Consider the following 18040-nt stretch of genomic DNA (forward strand, 5'->3'; position numbering starts at 1 on the left):
CGCTACGGGGTTTTTCTTTAGGAGATGACTACTCTTCCCTCCTTCTCAACCATTTGGAAAGAATACCGGATACATCCTCGGAGATTTGAAAACGAAACAAAATACCCAAATACGTCACTACGATTAAAAGCGATTTTATAATGATATTAACTACAGGATGAAATGGAAACTGAATCGCATAAAAGAGAATAGCTAAAAAAATAAGCGTAACAAAAATCTTGAAAGTAGCATGCGTAAATGGTAAGAAACCAAATTTTACTTTTACGAAAACCAGCTTTACCAAATCAAAAATGAATATTGAAATAAAACTGGCCAAAGCTGCACCTTCAAGACCAAGTACAGGAATTAAGAAATAATTCAGTACAATGGTCAATAATGCAAGACAGACGCCAAATATCAAAACTGTTCTATAGTATTTTGAATTGTATAAAATAGAATTATTGTTTCCCAACAGAGAATCAAATACCCTTGCAAGTCCAATTAAACATACAATGTAGAATCCGTTTCTATAAGCTTCGGGCAAGAGTAGATACAGGTCGTTTAAATTCAGTATAATCAATACAAAAAGAATACCGGATGCTATGAACAAGGTCAGCGATGTTTTCTTGTACAAGGTTTCCAGCGCAAAGTGATTGCCAGAATTAAGCAACTCTGCCGTTAAGGGATATGTAATTTGATGCATTGCCCTAGAAGGAACAATAATAACAGTAGCAATATATGCAGCCACTCCATAGTAGGCCACATTTTCAATTTTGATGAATTGATTGAGCATAACCTTATCTATTTCCACTAAAATCAGTGCGGCGGAGCCACCTAGAATAATCAAAAAAGTATACAATACTATTTCTTTCGTATTGGACGGAAAATTGAAATCCAGTTTAAGCCTGCGGATACTGAACGCATAAATTTTAATGATAGCGGTACGCAAGAGATATAGGCCAACAAGAAGTTTAAAGAAGATTTCCAACGAAATGACTTCATAATAAAGCAGTACCAATAATATAGAAACGCCTACTCGACCAAAAACCTCTTTCATAAAATTTCCGAAAACAGATTTAAGATGCACTTTGCACCAGGCATAGAACACTTCAAAGTACCCCATGGACAGCCCTACCAAAAATACATACCAGATATAATCCTTGACAATGGGATTAACTTTTGAAACCAGATTTCCTAAAGCATCATCAAAGATAAAGACTATCAAGGCTAATGGTATAATTCCCAATAAGGGAGTCAGGAGCATCAGGGTTAAAAACCCATCTTTTTCGGTATCTTGATAGTTACTGTAAAACTTGACCATTGTGTTTTGCACACCAAAGGCCATGAACGGCATTAAAATTGCCCCTGACGCCAGGATGAAAGTTACAAGGCCATAGTACTCATCAGGTAAAATCTGGGTGTAGAGAAAAAGCGTATTGACAGCTCCAAAAGCAAAGCCCAAATAGGTAATGGTTATGTTTTTTAAAGATTGTTTTAAAACGATTCCCATTGGATATAATTTGCCAATACTTTGGTTAATTCTCTTCTGTGATACTGCTCAATCTTACTAGAATTTGTCTTTAGTTCTCCATTTTCAAATTCGGAGAACCATTTTAAAAGTACATTTTTTATACTAGCTTCGTTTTGTTGCAGAAAAACCGTACCTGCGTTGATGCCTTCAATAATTCGACCAGCTTCCCAACCTTTGGGGCCAATGGCCAGTATGGGACGTTGCGCATTCAGATACTCAAACAATTTTCCTGGAATGATACCTTTGGTTTCTTCTGAATCGATTTCCAATAATAGCAGTACTTGCGATTTTTGTTGAACTTTCAATACCTTTTCATGGGAAAGGTACCCCAGTTGCTCCACATAAGGGCTTAATCCATATTCGTTAATAGATTCCATCACCTCTTCCCCTACTACACCAACTAGTTGAATCTTTAATTTCTTTTGAAAAGAATGGTTTTTATCCACCAAACTTTTAAGAACCTTCCAAAGTACGATTGGATTCCTTCCGGTAAGCAAAGAGCCAATATGTGAGATTGTAAAATCAGCATCCAATTCGGTCTCATTGAGTTCATCATCAAATCCATTCGTGATGACTTTAATGGATTTATCAGTAATTTCCTCAAACTCTTTCTTGGTCGTAGCACTGGTGACTATAATCTTATCCGCAGTGTTTAGAACTGTACTTTCCAAATCTTTATGCTTTTTTTGGGATGATCTGGACAATCTTAATTTGTCATGGTACCCAATGGATGTCCATGGATCTCTAAAATCGGCAATCCATTTAATTTGGGCCTGTTTTTTTAACCCTAGTCCTATTAAATGCATACTATGTGGTGGTCCTGTTGTAATTATGGTGTCTATTTGTTGTTCTTCCAAGACATTCAACACATATTTTATGGATGGTTTTACCCAAAGCACCCGAGCATCTGGAATAAAAAGATTTCCACGAATCCATAAAAGCGTTTTCTCTATAAAGGATGGTTTTTTTTCTGAAATGATTCCAGAACTGATAATCTTTGTTTTACGTTTGGACAACAACGAAGCCCAAGCATAAGGTTCGCTAATTGGTTGTTTTAAAAGTTGTATGCCTTCCGGAATTTCATTGACTAAATTCTCATCAATAATGGGGTAACTGGGATTCTCGGGAACATAAACAATGGGTTCAATATCGAAATCCCTCAAGTACTTTACAAATTTTAGCCATCGTTGCACTCCTGGCCCACCAGCAGGAGGCCAATAGTATGCTATGACCAAAACTTTACGCATCAAGTCTTGGTTTTTGATTTTTTAGAACGAAACGAAAATCCAATACCACCAACTATAATAAGTCCGAGAAATATACAACTGGCCAAGGAAATCTTACTCCCAGTCTTAACAACCTCAGGAGCAAACTTGAATTCAATTTCATGTTTTCCTGCTGGCACTTTAAGACCCCTTAATGCATAGTTTACTTTGTAGTGCTCCTTCAAATTCCCATCAATATAAACTTCCCATCCGTTTGGATAATGCATCTCTGAAAAAACAGCAAAACCATCGTTCGTATTATTGGTTTTATATTTTATGGCATTGGGCCGATGGTCGATTAAATCAATAGTAGCCAAAGAATCCACACCATAACTGAGCTTGGTTAAGGTTGGATATGAATTTGTATTAACGACAGCTTGCAATTTTGAATCAAAACCTTCAAGTCCCTGAATTTCCTCGTTGGCGGATTTTACTGGAATCAAACGTTCCACAAACCAAGCATTTCCGTTGGCGTTGTCATTTATCGCTGGAAAACTGTTGCCCTCCTCATCCTGTTGAATGATATATTTTACATTCAACATATTCAAAACCTCTACATTGTTCTGGTACAAATGATGCTCGAACAAATCTTGTAACTGTCGTGGCTTTGCGGCATGGTACCCACCAATCGATTTATGGAAATAGGAAGTTCTTGCCCCGTTTAAACCTTCCTGCGGATCAAAAACTCTAAATATCGATGTATCCTGCTGAATCAATTTGTCCAGCTGACTGGCTTGGAAGGGTGTATTTACATTACGTTGACGTACAAAATCACCTTCGTTGACATATCGTAGATTCACTCCTATCAAATCGAACAATATCAAAGCGCCAAGAACAAGTACCGCTAAATTCTTTCCTATTTTTTCCTTTATTAAAAACCATAATGCTACTGCCGTCAAAATCACAAACAGTAATGAACGAATCGTATCATTGATGTATACTGCTTCACGATCACGTTGAATCATCTTCATTAACTCATCACCAAAATATCCCCTATAAGTTTCATCCCGTAATCCTTCAAAATCAAAGAAACCTTTCAATAAAAAAATCAAGATTCCCAAGCCAAGAGTGATGAAAAAACTTAATTTTAGTGCTGTAAGTTTTTTGGCTGTCTCTATTTTCGACTTAAACAGCTCCCGTATTCCTAAGATTGCCAATATTGGGAAACAAAGTTCCAAAACCACTTGAATGGACGATACTGCCCGGAACTTGTTATAGAGCGGAAAATAATCGATCATAAAGTTGGTCAAAACCGGGAAATTTTTACCCCAAGACAGCAGTAGGGCCATAATAGCTCCAATCAATATCCACCATTTCTTCTTTCCTTTCACCAAAAACAAACCAAGAATAAACAAAAAGAAAACTATGGCACCAACATAAGCAGGTGCTGCGACTATGGGTTGATTTCCCCAATATAATGGAATCCCGCTAGAAAACTCCAATGCCTTTGAAGGTGAAAGTCCTTGATCTATCAAGTACTCATAAGCTTTAGAATCCTTTTCCAAATCTTCACCACCAGAACCACCAAACAATCTGGGGACGAACAAATTCAACGATTCTGCAATACCGTAACTATATTCTGTAATGTATTCTTTATCTAGACCAGCTTGGGATGTTTTGGCACTACCATCGGGATTAATGGTCAATTCAGATTTACCTCGTGTACTCCAATCTGCATATTCTTTGGTGGCAATAAGCCCTGTTGCATTGGTAGCAATAGATAATGCCACAGCGGCAACCAAAATCCCAACAGAAACAAAATAATGTTTTAACTTCTTTTCTTTAATTGCATAAATCAAGTATACCAATCCTAAGACCAAGACCAAAAACATAAAATAATAGGTCATTTGATAGTGATTGGCACTTATTTCCAATGCCATCGCCAAGGCAGTTAGTATAAAGCCCAGAACATACTTTTTTCGAAAAACGAGGATAATACCGCCCAAAACCATGGGGATGTACCCCAAAGCATGAGCCTTCGCATTATGACCCACACCAAGAATGATAATAAGATAGGTTGAAAAGCCAAAGGCAAGCGCACCTAAAATGGCGAGTCGGTACTCGACCTTCATACAGAGCATTAAGATATAAAACCCAACCAAATACAGAAAAAGATAATCTGCGGGCCTGGGTAAAAAACGTACGAGTCTATCCAGCTTTTTTATGTAATCATGCGGATAGTTTGCACCTAACTGGTATGTGGGCATGCCCCCAAAAGCACTATTGGTCCAATAAGATTCATCATCCGTCAATTCCTTAAAGTCATTTCGCTCTTTGGCCATACCTTTATACTGGGCAATGTCCGATTGGAAAATCGCTTTGCCCTGGAGTACAGGGTAAAAGTAGATAAGAGAGGCAACAATAAAGAAAGCTACTACACAAATATGGGTGATAATGGCTTTTGGAGAAAGATTCATGGATTGATTTTGAAAAGACAAATATTAGTCAATTTCTTCAAAATCTATATATTCTCCAACTTTTTTTGAAGGATTGGATTTTCTGAATGGCTTTTTAGAAATTTTTGTTTCACTGTTTTTATTAGGTGTATTACCAAAATCCTGATAATTGCCAAACTGTTGCCCAAAGCGTTCCTGTGTTTTCTTTACAGCATAGCTGAACAATTTGGGAGCCAACCATTTTGCCAGTAATTTAAATGTATAGTATACTAATACAACTATTAAAATCGTTTGTAATAAAACCATATAATAAGAGCTATTGCATCAAAATTACATTGTTAGTCCTTTAAAAGTCCTTAAAGTATCTTAAAAAAGTATTAAAATAAGTTATATGGATTTCCAACATATTAAAAAAACACTTGTAATAGCCCTAGTTACCCCCCTATTCCTAAATGCACAGTATACGGATGTCATAAATTCCAATAGACCGGGTAGAGCAGTGAGTGCGTATGCCGTGGGTAAAAATGTGATACAGGCGGAAATAGGCGTGGTATACGAACAACAGGACAACATTGACCTTAATTCTGATTCAAATATTTTTGGTACTGATTTTTCGTTCAGATATGGGTTACTCTTTGAACCATTGGAAATTAAATGGGAAGGTACTTTTATCAACCAGAACATTTTGTTTACCGATTTAAATACCGAAGAAACAAGAACCGATTTTACCCAAAATAGAATTGGTTTGAAATATTTGGTTTTTGACCCCTTTAAAAATCCTGAGAACAATAAGCCTAATCTTTATAGTTGGCGCGCCAATCATAAGTTTCAATGGAAAAATCTGATTCCTGCGGTTTCTATCTATGCTGGAGCCACACTTAATCTTGGGGAAAATCCATTTTACCCTACTGATCCTGTCGCATCGCCTAGAGTAGCAGTTGCCACTCAAAGTAGATTATCCCCTCGACTTGTTTTGATTTCCAACATTTCATACGATAGAATTGGCACGGATTTTCCAGAATGGGGCTACGCGGTTTCGCTGACACATTCCTTTAGAGACCCAAAATGGAGCGTTTTTATAGAAAATCAAGGTATAAGCAGTGACAGATATTCAGATTTGTTATTGCGTACCGGTGTAGCGCATCTTTTTAGTCCAAACTTTCAGGCCGACTTTCATTTAGGGTCTGGATTTAAAAATTCCCCTTCTCGAATTTTTGCCGTGTTGGGCGCTTCCTATCGATTGGATTTCCATAAGGATAAACTAGTTGCCATTCAAGATCAGAAAGCAGGCGAAAATGGAAGTATTCCAAAAAATGCGCAAAAGAAAAAAAGGAAGAAAAAGAAGAAAAAAGACAAAAAGGACAAAGACGATGTAGACTTTTAGCGTCCGCTAAATTTTGACAGTTTCTATTTTTCTTCTGAACAGATATTCCTAATATTGATCTTACAAAAGTTGATGTATGATCACTATAAAAGAAGCCCGATCCAAAGTTGATTTAAAACGTTTTGTAAAGTTTCCCTTTTCACTCTACAAAGACTCCCCTTATTGGGTGCCCCCCATTATCAAGGATGAATTGGAATCCTTTGATTCTGATAAAAACCCTGTTTTTAAAAGCGCTGAGGCCAAGTTTTTTTTGGCTTACAAAGATGGAAAAATTGTTGGTCGGGTCGCTGCTATCGTCAACTGGTTGGAAGTGAAAGAGCAAAACCTCAAAAAAATGAGGTTCGGCTGGTTCGATTTTGTGGACGATTTAGAGGTGTCCAAGGCTTTGTTGGATAAAGTTGCCGAAATTGGAAAGGGCCATCAACTAGATTATTTGGAAGGTCCTGTGGGTTTTTCCAATATGGACAAAGTTGGGGTACTTGTTGAAGGGTTTGACCATGTCGGTACCATGATAACCTGGTACAATCATCCTTATTATCAATCCCATTACGAAAAGCATGGCTTTGTGAAGGAAAAAGGATATCTCGAAAATAAGTTTTTAGCATCCAATGCGGATCCCAAACTATTCGCAAAGGCCAATTTATTGATAAAGAAACGATACGGCCTTAGGGAGTTAAATTTTAATAATAGTAAGGAAATTATGCCATGGGTGGACAAAATGTTCGATTTGTTCAATGAAAGCTATGCCCGCCTCTCATCCTTTGTGAAGATTACCGATGTACAGAAGGAATATTTTAAGAAGAAATACATAAGTTTCATCAATCCCGAATACATTAAGTTCGTAGTGGATGCACAAAATGAATTGGTAGCCTTTGCCATAGTGATGCCGTCATTCTCCAAAGCACTGCAAAAAGCTAATGGCAGATTGTTTCCAACTGGGATTTTTCATCTCTTAAAGGCCAGAAAACAAAGTAAAGACGTTATTTTCTATCTTATAGGCATACACCCTGACTATCAAAATAAAGGAGTTACGGCAATTATCTTCAATGAATATCACAAAACATTCAAAGAGAAGGGAATTATCAATTGTATCCGAACCCCAGAACTGGAGGAAAATACAGCTATCCGACAAATGTGGAAGCATTTTGACCCCGTGACCCACAAGCGAAGGAGAACCTACAAAAAGGAACTTTAAACTTTAAATAAAAGCACAAAGCTTGCGTCCTATTACCTCGTCCATACCCATTTCGATGATTTAAAATGATAGTTAAAACAAAAATCGGCACCATTGAATATAGCGATTTAGGTACAGGGGAGCCAATTCTCTTTTTGCACGGGGGACACGGCAATTGTAATGAAACCCTCTGGCACAAAGGTTTCGATCAAACGAAATTTAGATTACTTAATCCCTCAAGGCCAGGGTACGGAAAAACACCATTGTCAACTTTTGAATCACCCAAAGAAGCTGCAAGTCTTATTGTTTCATTATTGGACAAAATTGGGATAGAAAAAGTTGTCGTCATCGGTATATCCGCGGGGGGCTTAACAGCGCTTGAGTTGGCTGCAAATTATAAAGACCGTGTGGAGAAATTGATTTTATTATCCGCCGTAACCCAAAAATGGCTACAACCATCTGATGCATTGTACAAAAAGGGAAAGTTGTTATTTTCCCCTACCATGGAGAAATTGAGCTGGGGCATGTTCAGGGTGTTTTTTAGACTGATGCCCTTAACAATGACCAAAACATTGTTCAAAGAGCTTTCGACCGTTAAAGCTGTTAATTTTGACCATAAAGAAGTAGAAACTATAAAAGAGATCGCTTTCAACCAAAGTTCTGGTCATGGGTTTGTAAATGATTTAGAACAAGATATAGCTAGTAAAACGCTCTCAAAAATTACGTGTCCTACCCGAATAGTGCATAGTAAAAACGATAAGACAGTTTCTATAGAAATGGCCTATCATGCCAAAAAAAGTATAACCAACTCATATTTAAGACTCTACGACAATAAATGGGGACACTTACTTTGGGTAGGCGCAGATAGCATCGAGCCAATAACCGAAACCCTTGCATTTGTAGACAAAGCGAATCATTAAATTTATCAACTATGAAAATTAGCATTCTAACCCTATTAGCAGCTTTTATTTTTACAAATACTGGAATCGGCCAATTCGTCGAAGAATCTATTACATTGACAACGGAAACAGGAGCAATAGAAGGAACATTATTGATTCCTGAATCATCAGATAAGATTCCTGTTGTGTTGATCATTGCAGGGTCAGGGCCTACGGACAGGAACGGAAACTTTCCCATGTTCTCCAATAATTCCTTAAAAATGCTGGCTGAAGGTCTACATGAAAATGGAATTGCATCATTACGTTTTGATAAAAGGGGTATCGGGGAAAGCAAAGAAGCTGGAACAGAAGAGTCACTTCTTCGGTTTGAGCATTATATAGATGATGTAAAAGCCTGGGGCAGTTTATTGAAAAAGGATAAAAGATTTAAAAATCTCATAGTCCTAGGGCATAGCGAAGGATCATTGATAGGCATGGTTGCTGCTCAAAAGGGCAATGTGGACAAATATATTTCCTTGGCCGGGGCAGGATTCCCTGCAGGAGAAATCATTATGAAACAATTAAAGGCAGCACAACCAGATTCCATAATAAATCAAGCTTCATCAATAATCAAAAAACTAGAACAAGGCGAAATCGAGGAAAATGTACCCCAAACGTTAATTCAATTATTCAGAAAAAGCGTTCAACCTTATTTAATTTCTTGGTTCAAATACGATCCTGCAATTGAAATTTCTAAATTAGACTGTCCAACGTTAATCATTCAAGGCACAACCGATATTCAAGTAAATGTAGAAGATGCCGATGCGTTGGCAGATGCTAAAAAAGAATCAAAAAAAATTATCATAGTGGATATGGACCACGTGCTAAAAACGGTAAAACCCGATAGAGAAGAAGTCTTTGCAACCTATATTGACCCAAAACTACCGCTACATAAAGATTTGATTCCTGAAATAGTGGAATTTATAAAGGCCGACAATCATTAAATTTTTTGAATGAGAATAGCGTTGAGCGTTGAGCGTTGAGCAAAAAATTATTCCCCCATAGCTGCAGCTACAGCAGCAGATAATCTTTTATAGGTACCGTTTTGTAGACGCTCCCTAATGGCAGAAAATGCATCCAAAGTTTCAAGAATATCTTGCATGGTATGCGTAGCGGTAGGAATCATTCTAAGTAGAATCAATCCTTTAGGTATAACAGGATAAACCACTATAGAACAAAAGATTCCATAATTCTCTCTCAGGTCTTTTACCAAGGCCATGGCCTCTGGAATACTACCGTTTAGGTATACGGGAGTTACACAACTTGATGTAGTGCCAATATCAAAACCACGTTCTTTTAAACCGTTTTGCAATGCATCTACATTTTCCCAAAGTTTGGCTTTAAGCTCTGGCATGGTACGTAACATATCCAAACGCTTCAATGCTCCCTTTACATAAATCATTGGCAATGATTTAGCGAACATTTGAGACCTTAAATTGTATTTTAAATAATCTATAATTTCTTTATCGGCAGCTAAAAAAGCACCGATACTCGCCATTGATTTAGCAAAAGTGGCAAAATATACATCAATATCGTCTTGAATGCCTTGCTCCTCTCCTGCTCCAGCACCTGTTTTACCAAGTGTTCCAAAACCATGGGCATCGTCTACCAACAACCTAAATTTGTACTTCTGCTTTAGCGCAACAATCTCTCTCAATATTCCTTGCTCGCCACGCATTCCAAAAACACCTTCGGAAATTACAAGAATTCCACCTCCGGTTTGTTCTGCCATTTTTGTGGCACGCTCTAGGTTCTTTTCAAGGCTTTCAACGTCATTGTGCTTAAATGTGAAGCGTTTGCCCATATGAAGACGAACACCGTCTATGATACAAGCATGGGAATCCACATCGTAAACAATAATATCATCTTTGGAAACCAGCGCGTCAATGGCTGACATTATGCCCTGGTAGCCAAAATTCAATAAGTACGCCGACTCTTTATGTACAAAAGCGGCGAGTTCTTGCTCCAATTGCTCGTGATAATCCGTGTGCCCGCTCATCATACGTGCTCCCATTGGGTATGCGGAACCATGTTCATAGGCAGCGTCTCCATCAACTTTTTTTATTTCGGGTAGATTTGCAAGCCCTAGATAGTCATTTACACTCCAGGTGATAACTTCCTTTCCTTGAAATTTCATTCTATTGGAGATAGGGCCTTCCAATTTTGGGAAAACAAAATAACCTTCCGCTTGTGATGCCCATTTTCCTAAAGGACCTTTATTCTCGATAATTCTGTCAAATAAATCTCTCATCTACCCTAAAATTAATTCAACTGCAAAAATATAGCTTTTTACTAATCTCACATAATGAATTGAAGATATAAAAAAACGACAATGGAATCCATTGTCGTTGACTTTTTTTTGAAAACTGAGCAAGTCCTTACTCGATATATTCTATTTTTTCAGGAACATCGGTGTTTTGAATATCAAAAAAGCCTTGGTTTTCCATCCATTCATTACTAAATACTTTGCTCATATATCTTGAACCGTGATCTGGGAAAATTACTACTACATTGCTGTCCTTTGAAAACTCACCTTCCGTATTCAATTGGTACAAAGCCTGCATAGCGGCTCCGCTCGTATAGCCAACAAACATGCCCTCGGTCTGGGCTATCTTTCTGGCCATATGGGCACTTTCACCATCAGTAACCTTTACATAACGGTCAATAGCCTCAAAATCTGTGGCTGTTGGGATTAAGTTTTTACCCAACCCCTCAATTCTATAGGGATACACTTCGTTATGGTCAAATTCTCCAGTTTCATGATACTTTTTAAGTACTGAACCATAGGCATCTACACCTAAAACTTTTACGTTAGGGTTTTGTTCCTTCAAATATTGAGCAATACCGGAAATAGTACCACCAGTGCCACTACATGCCACTAAATGGGTTATGTTTCCATTGGTTTGATTCCAGATTTCCGGACCGGTCGTTTTATAATGGGCCTCTATATTCAACGTGTTAAAGTACTGATTGATATAGATGGAATTGGCGGTTTCATTGTGGAGGCGTTTGGCAACCTCGTAATAAGATCTTGGATCATCTGCACTAACATGGGCAGGACAGACATAGACCTTTGCTCCCATGGAGCGAAGCATATCTATTTTGTCTGGGGATGATTTTGAGCTAACGGCCAAAATACATTTATACCCTTTCACTATACTTACCATCGCCAAACTGAAACCTGTATTGCCAGATGTTGTCTCAATTATGGTACTATCCGGTTTAAGAATACCCTTGCGTTCTGCTTCCTCAATAATGTATGCAGCAATCCTATCCTTTGCAGAATGACCTGGATTAAAGGCCTCTAACTTAGCATAGAAATTTCCGGTAAGAGATGCTGTAATTTTATTGAGCTTAACTAAGGGGGTATTTCCAATTAATTCTAGAATATTGCTGTGCGCATTTATCTGTTTCTCCATAACTGGTATTAGGTAAGGAATGCATCTTGAAATACTCAAAATTTATCCGGTGCAAAAATAACATTTTTTATTTTAAAACAAGTTTTTCTTCCAAATCCAGAATGAAGGCATATTCTTTCGCTGTTTCCTTTAAAGATTCAAACCTACCCGAAGCTCCACCATGCCCTGCCTCCATATTGGTATCCAAAAAAAGAAGGTTATCGTCCGTTTTGTGTTCCCTTAATTTGGCGACCCATTTAGCCGGTTCCCAATATTGTACCTGGGAATCGTGCAATCCTGTCGAAACATATAGATTTGGATAATCCTGTGCCGTAACATTATCATACGGGGAATAGGATTTCATGTAGCCATAGTATGTTTTATCATTTGGATTGCCCCATTCATCATATTCCCCAGTGGTCAAGGGAATAGTATCATCCAACATCGTGGTAACAACATCCACAAAAGGGACAGCTGCAATTACACCATTATAAAGTTCTGGAGCCATGTTAATGATAGCCCCCATCAGTAACCCCCCTGCAGAACCTCCATTGGCATACAAATGTTCAGAACTGGTATATTTCTTTTCAATTAAAAACTTGGAGCAGTCAATAAAGTCTGTAAATGTATTTTTCTTGCGTAGCAGTTTGCCATCTTCATACCAAGGCCTACCCAAATATTCGCCACCTCTTACATGCGCAATGGCAAAAATGAAACCTCTATCCAACAAACTCAAACGAATTGAAGAAAAATAGGGATCGATAGTACTTCCATAAGAACCGTAAGCATATTGAAACAAAGGACTGGTACCGTCCAACTTTGTATCCTTATGGTAAACCAAGGAAATAGGAACCTTTATTCCATCTCTTGCTATGGTCCACAAACGTTCTGTCCTGTAATTTTCTTTGTCAAAAGTGCCTCCAAGAACTTCTTGTTCTTTCAAGATTGTCTGGGTTCTGCTTTCCATATTAAAATCGATGATCGCATAAGGAGCTCCCATTTCATTATAATAATAGCGAAGTTCTTTAGTATCGAAATCTACATTTACAGATGTTCCGGCCACATAGGTTTCACTTTCAAAAGGCAGATTGTAACTATATCTACCGTCCCATTTGGTGATTTTCAGCTTATTCAGCCCATTTTCTCTCTCGGAAAGCACATAATAGTCCTTGAATATTTCCACGTCTTCCAACAAAACATGTTTTCTATGTTTAATGAATTCCTTCCAGTTATCGGATGTAGTTTTACCCTCAAAGGTTTTCATCAATTTAAAATTGGTGGCGTTATCCTTATTGGTAAGGATATAAAAACTGCCATTATAATGGGCAATGGAATATTCTATCCCAGTTTCTCTTGGGGAAAACATTTTGAAATCCCCTTCAGGCGTATCTGCATTTAAAATTTGATACTCAGAAGTTAATGTACTTACGGAACCAATTACAATAAACTTTTTGGACTTGGTCTTATAGACAAATGTATTGAAGGTTTCATCCTTTTCATGGTACACCAATACATCATCAGTAGTTGGAGTACCCAACGTATGCCTGTAAATTTTGTCCGAACGCAGGGTTACTGGGTCTTTTTTGGTATAAAATAAGGTTTTGCAGCCATTTCCCCAAACCGAACTTCCCGTCGTCTTTTCAATCTTATCTGGGTAAACTTCCCCAGTCCGTAAATTTTTGATTTGTAAATCATATTCTCTCCTTGATACGGTATCAACACCAAAAGATGCCATCGTATTATCAGGACTTACAGATACTCCCTTTAAATTGAAATAATCATGGCCTTTGGCAAGTTCATTACAATCAAATAGTATTTCATCCCCAGCATCCATATGCTCTTTTCTTCTGGAATATATTGGATACTCCTGCCCTACCTTGTATTTCGTTATGTACCAATATCCATTATACTTATAGGGAACCGAAGAGTCATCTTCTTTTATCCTGGATTTCATCTCTAGAAAAAGCTTTTCCTGAAAATCCTTGGTGTGCGCAGTCATCTTTTGGTAATACGCATTTTCGGATTCTAAATAATCGATTACCTCTTGGTCTTCCCTATCGTTCATCCAATAGTAATCGTCTATTCTGATATCGCCGTGCTTTTCCAATCTTGTTGGTTTCTTTTTGGCGATCGGGGCTTTTATGTCCATCAACTGTTGTTTCATGTTTGGATAAGAGGCCGCAAAAGTAAGATTTAAAATAAAAGTACCATACAAAATCATAGCACTGAAAAGGACATTTTTACCTCAATTCGTTACTTTTGATCTTATAATTATAAAATACGGAACTTATGTTTGGAGATATGATGGGAATGATGGGGAAGCTCAAAGAGACCCAACAAAAAGTAGAGGAAACCAAAAAGCGAATGGATACCGTCATGATTGATGAAGCGTCTTCTGACGGTCACCTTAAAGTAACTATTACTGCAAATAGAGAGCTAAAATCCATAGACATTGATGAAACGCTATTACAGGATAAAGAACAGCTTGAAGATTATCTCATCATTACACTGAACAAGGCTATTGCAAAAGCTACGAATGTTAATGAAACAGAGTTGGCCGCCGTTGCCAAAGAAGGAATGCCAAACATTCCGGGGATGGACTCGATGTTTGAATAGCATGAGTTCCATACGAGAATAAGATTATAGTACTTACCTTCAATACTTTATAGAAGTACGTCAAGTCGAGCGCAGTCGACCACTTGCTTGAAAAATCAAATCATAAAGATTTATCTATTACTCTTGAATTGATGACTACCCTATTTGATGTTAAATATAGTCAGTAGCACTTCTTTCTTATCCAAAGTGTTAATGGCGTTTTCAATAAAATCAATTACTTGAATTTCATGCTCTTCTTTTTTCGGCTGACTTTTGTATTCTGTGATTTGTTCGATTGCGTTTTGTTTCCCCAGAAAATAATTATCTAGACTTATTTTATATGTAGCTGCACTTCTCTTATCAATTTCTTTTTTACTCATTTTACCATAAGCAGTATGTGCCTGCCTTAATAAATTTTCTGCTTCCGGCTTGTTTAACTTTAGGCCTAGGGCACCTTTATAGGTTAAATAGCTTGATTCATTTTTCAATATTATGACGTCTAAGTAATTATATGCATTCTGATATTGTCCAAGACTGACATAGTATTTTACTTTCTCAAACTTGAAGAAATCGCTCTCTGAATCACAATTTATGGTTCTATCCAAATAGTACAAAGCAGAATCTATTTCGTGCTCTGAGGAGAGTTTAAGATACTTCTCATTAAGACTTTGGCAATCTTCTTTAAACGCTACCCGATTTTTAGAGTTACATGATACTAAAAACAATGCTGGTAACAATAAGAATAATCTCATTCTGGCTAGAATTTGAAATCACTTTAATTTGTGATTATTCGGGATTTTCATTTGATATCGTTTTATTGCCCAAATTTTCAACGAATCCATTTTTTATGAGCGTGTAATCCAATGGAGTAGCACTAAGGCATGGTGGTAAATCATTATTAGGATAATCGATATTCCTTTGACATTCATACAAGATAGAACCTTCTACTGAATCTGCATTTTTGTTTTCAGAAACGAAAAAAACATTTTTCCCTAAAATATGTTTTACGAGAAAAATTATACCCTGTTCATAAAGAGGGTTATCTTGCTGTACCGCCTTGGTTTTTATGATTTGGATTTCATACTCTTTTTCGGTCTTTACCTCGGTTACGACAAACCTGTTCGTGGAAACAATTTCATCGACCGTAACCTCTGTCCAGTCATCTTGAGCATTAGCAAAACTGGCTATGAAGATAACAATTTGAAAAATGGATAATCTCACCTAATTAATTTTGTTGACAATTGATTATTTACTCTTGGACATGCTTATTAATACCTCTTTTCTTTAGATGACTTTATACGGTTTTCTAGAAAATCTATTGCTTGGATTTCATCAGTTCTTTTATTTCCTCCTATCGGGATTTTCCTATTCTCCCAGTTCAAATTTTTCCAAACCATTCTCAGTGATATAATAAGCCCAGTTAGGTGCACTATAGCCTAATCCTGCCATTCTTGAATTTTCATCTGGCGTATCGTTAGGTGGGGTATGCTCTAATTTGGAGACATCGACAAAATCTTTATTAGAAAAATGAAAGAACACAAGGTTTTCATCTAGCTCAATAAAACCATCGTTGTTCTGCGAATGATAATAGGGTTGCTGCATGATTATGACAACATCCCTATGGTTCTTTTCAAAAAATTCAACCCAATAAATATTAGTGTCTCCAACTTTACGACCGTATTTCCCAGCATTTTCTTCGCTGTATTCTATGAACCCATCAATATTTTTCAACAAATCTCTTCGCACGATTTTCGAGTTCATTGAATCGTTACAGCTCAGTAAAACCAAGAAAAGAGATGCGACAAAGAAAAGTTTTAATTTTTCCATAATCCATCTATTCATTCTTGATAAATTAGAATTAAAGCGAAAATGAATTTTTATTGACCAAGTTCAAATTTTTCCAAACTATTATCAGCATTGATATAGTAAGCCCAGTTAGGGGCACTAAATCCTAAGCCAGCTTCTTTGGAATTCTCATCTGGGACTTCTTCACCAATGGATTTTTCAAGTTTTGAAACATCCACAAAATCAGAGTCTGAAAAATAAAAGAAAACACTGTTTTCATTGATTTTAAGAAAACCATCAAGATCGCTTTTATAAATAAAAGGTTGTTCCATGATTACGACAACATTTTTCCCGTCTTTCTCGAAGAATTGAACCCAGTAAATATCTGTATCCGTTCTATTATTCTTAAAATCTGATATACTTTCTTCGTTAAGAGCAATAAATCCCTCAATCTCCTTAAGTAAATTACTTCTGATTATATCGGAGTTAGAAGTGTTCTTGCAACATACTAAAAGGATGCAAAAAGAAGTGCAAAATAATAGCTTTAATGCTCTCATAATCTAATCGTTAGTTTTATCAACAAAATCACTTGGCTTTTTAATAGTACCAATATATTCATCCCCTCTTCTAGGGCCATATCGATATAACCCTTGAGTGGGCGTATGATAGATATAGTAATGTAAAGATAAATTCCTGTTGCTTTGCCTTAGGATATTATAGTGACCAAATTGCCGTTCTCTATCACCACCAGGTTTTGGAGTATCATATCCAGAAGCACTGGGGTTTGTTGTATGGCTATGTAAATCAAATTGAAGATTTTCAATAGTGTACCCTCCCGACAGACCTAAATGATAAGCATTAAATGCATAACGGTCACTTCTATAAGTTCCTACTACATAGGAATAATCACCATTATCTAATTGAAATCCTTGTACACCGAATTCAACGTTTGAGTTGTCAGATGCAAATTTGAAAACATCTAAGGCATCACCCAAGTTACTGGTTACTCCAAAATCTGCGCCATTGTTATCGGAAGCTAACTCACTTAGAAAACTTGACCCAGAATTATCATCCACCATTGCAGTTGCAAATTCCTGACCACTATTGGAATCGACGATATTATTTTGGTCATCTATCGCATAAAGTCTGTCAACTTCATTCCCGTTTTCGTCAAGATACGTTTTGTCGTCCAGCCAAACAACATCACCGTCATTGTTTACTCCGTAGGTATCCAATAGACCGGTTGGGTCAGTTCTGATAATTGGATTATTTTGAACAAAATTGTATGGATTTACCCACTCTCTTTCCTCCGTCAACGGGTCTGGGGTCATCCAACGACTGACGATTTCAGGTTCCAAAGTTGCTTCTGAATATACCTTGTCGGTCTCAACAAACCCGACAATGGATTTTGTAAAGGGATTGAACAGTACGGAGCCTATCCGCACGATACTGTCATTGTCAAAATGTTCAATGTACTTGCCCTTGCTCAGGGTTCCTATCTTGGGAGTATACCCAAATTTCTCGAACGGGTTCTGTGCATGGCCTACGCTTATGCAAAGAACGGCAATTGTGATTAGGAATAGTTTTTTCATGGT

At 37.2% G+C, this 18040-nt stretch carries 17 protein-coding genes; 5 read left to right on the forward strand and 12 right to left on the reverse strand.

All coding sequences use genetic code 11. The features are described 5' to 3' along the window. Positions 1-28 precede the first annotated feature (28 nt). Genes KIM67_RS06550 through KIM67_RS06565 form a run of 4 tightly spaced genes read right to left on the reverse strand, consistent with a single transcriptional unit; the run spans position 29 to position 5477 of the window. The gene (locus tag KIM67_RS06550) at positions 29-1489 is read right to left on the reverse strand and encodes a polysaccharide biosynthesis C-terminal domain-containing protein (protein WP_213830547.1); all 1461 of its coding nucleotides are present in this window, start codon (positions 1487-1489) and stop codon (positions 29-31) included. Continuing rightward, complete coding sequence (locus KIM67_RS06555; RefSeq protein WP_213830548.1) at positions 1474-2757, reverse strand: glycosyltransferase; 1284 nt, start codon at positions 2755-2757, stop codon at positions 1474-1476. The genes KIM67_RS06550 and KIM67_RS06555 overlap by 16 nt, the downstream gene beginning before the upstream one ends. Continuing rightward, positions 2757-5192: a YfhO family protein gene (locus tag KIM67_RS06560; RefSeq protein ID WP_213830549.1), complete on the reverse strand. Its 2436-nt coding sequence runs from the start codon at positions 5190-5192 to the stop codon at positions 2757-2759. Before KIM67_RS06560 ends, KIM67_RS06555 begins: the two co-directional genes overlap by 1 nt. 24 nt (positions 5193-5216) lie before the next feature. After that, a complete protein-coding gene (locus KIM67_RS06565; protein ID WP_213830550.1) occupies positions 5217-5477 on the reverse strand; it encodes a DUF4834 family protein in 261 nt (86 codons plus the stop codon). A gap of 85 nt (positions 5478-5562) precedes the next feature. Between KIM67_RS06565 and KIM67_RS06570 the strand changes: the two genes are divergently transcribed. The 4 genes from KIM67_RS06570 (at position 5563) to KIM67_RS06585 (ending at position 9611) form a co-directional block, all read left to right on the forward strand. Next, positions 5563-6555, forward strand: coding sequence for a transporter (locus KIM67_RS06570; protein ID WP_213830551.1), 993 nt, complete (start codon positions 5563-5565; stop codon positions 6553-6555). Between the two features lie 76 nt (positions 6556-6631). Further along, complete coding sequence (locus KIM67_RS06575; RefSeq protein WP_213830552.1) at positions 6632-7750, forward strand: GTP cyclohydrolase; 1119 nt, start codon at positions 6632-6634, stop codon at positions 7748-7750. A gap of 65 nt (positions 7751-7815) precedes the next feature. Beyond that, complete coding sequence (locus tag KIM67_RS06580) at positions 7816-8649, forward strand: alpha/beta fold hydrolase (protein WP_213830553.1); 834 nt, start codon at positions 7816-7818, stop codon at positions 8647-8649. A gap of 11 nt (positions 8650-8660) precedes the next feature. Beyond that, positions 8661-9611, forward strand: coding sequence for an alpha/beta hydrolase (locus KIM67_RS06585; RefSeq protein ID WP_213830554.1), 951 nt, complete (start codon positions 8661-8663; stop codon positions 9609-9611). Between the two features lie 47 nt (positions 9612-9658). Here KIM67_RS06585 and KIM67_RS06590 read toward each other — a convergent pair whose 3' ends face one another. The 3 genes from KIM67_RS06590 to KIM67_RS06600 all read right to left on the reverse strand — a co-directional run bounded on the left by KIM67_RS06590 (position 9659) and on the right by KIM67_RS06600 (position 14229). Continuing rightward, positions 9659-10918: an aminotransferase class I/II-fold pyridoxal phosphate-dependent enzyme gene (locus KIM67_RS06590; protein WP_213830555.1), complete on the reverse strand. Its 1260-nt coding sequence runs from the start codon at positions 10916-10918 to the stop codon at positions 9659-9661. Between the two features lie 127 nt (positions 10919-11045). Then, the gene (locus KIM67_RS06595; RefSeq protein ID WP_213830556.1) at positions 11046-12086 is read right to left on the reverse strand and encodes a PLP-dependent cysteine synthase family protein; all 1041 of its coding nucleotides are present in this window, start codon (positions 12084-12086) and stop codon (positions 11046-11048) included. Between the two features lie 67 nt (positions 12087-12153). Next, complete coding sequence (locus tag KIM67_RS06600; RefSeq protein ID WP_250149181.1) at positions 12154-14229, reverse strand: S9 family peptidase; 2076 nt, start codon at positions 14227-14229, stop codon at positions 12154-12156. Between the two features lie 125 nt (positions 14230-14354). Between KIM67_RS06600 and KIM67_RS06605 the strand changes: the two genes are divergently transcribed. Next, entirely contained in the window at positions 14355-14681 is a 327-nt protein-coding gene (locus tag KIM67_RS06605; protein WP_213830558.1) for a YbaB/EbfC family nucleoid-associated protein, read from the forward strand. A gap of 140 nt (positions 14682-14821) precedes the next feature. Here the strand turns inward: KIM67_RS06605 and KIM67_RS06610 are convergent, their stop codons facing one another. The 5 genes from KIM67_RS06610 to KIM67_RS06630 all read right to left on the reverse strand — a co-directional run bounded on the left by KIM67_RS06610 (position 14822) and on the right by KIM67_RS06630 (position 18037). Then, a complete protein-coding gene (locus KIM67_RS06610; RefSeq protein ID WP_213830559.1) occupies positions 14822-15412 on the reverse strand; it encodes a hypothetical protein in 591 nt (196 codons plus the stop codon). Positions 15413-15446: 34 nt separating this feature from the next. After that, complete coding sequence (locus KIM67_RS06615; RefSeq protein WP_213830560.1) at positions 15447-15881, reverse strand: hypothetical protein; 435 nt, start codon at positions 15879-15881, stop codon at positions 15447-15449. A gap of 144 nt (positions 15882-16025) precedes the next feature. After that, complete coding sequence (locus KIM67_RS06620) at positions 16026-16502, reverse strand: hypothetical protein (protein ID WP_213830561.1); 477 nt, start codon at positions 16500-16502, stop codon at positions 16026-16028. Between the two features lie 35 nt (positions 16503-16537). Beyond that, complete coding sequence (locus KIM67_RS06625) at positions 16538-17002, reverse strand: hypothetical protein (protein ID WP_213830562.1); 465 nt, start codon at positions 17000-17002, stop codon at positions 16538-16540. A 3-nt stretch (positions 17003-17005) separates the two neighbouring features. Beyond that, entirely contained in the window at positions 17006-18037 is a 1032-nt protein-coding gene (locus KIM67_RS06630) for a JAB-like toxin 1 domain-containing protein (RefSeq protein ID WP_213830563.1), read from the reverse strand. Between the last annotated feature and the right edge of the window lie 3 nt (positions 18038-18040).

The sequence above is a fragment of the Flagellimonas sp. 389 genome (genome assembly GCF_018449435.1).
GTDB lineage: Bacteria > Bacteroidota > Bacteroidia > Flavobacteriales > Flavobacteriaceae > Flagellimonas.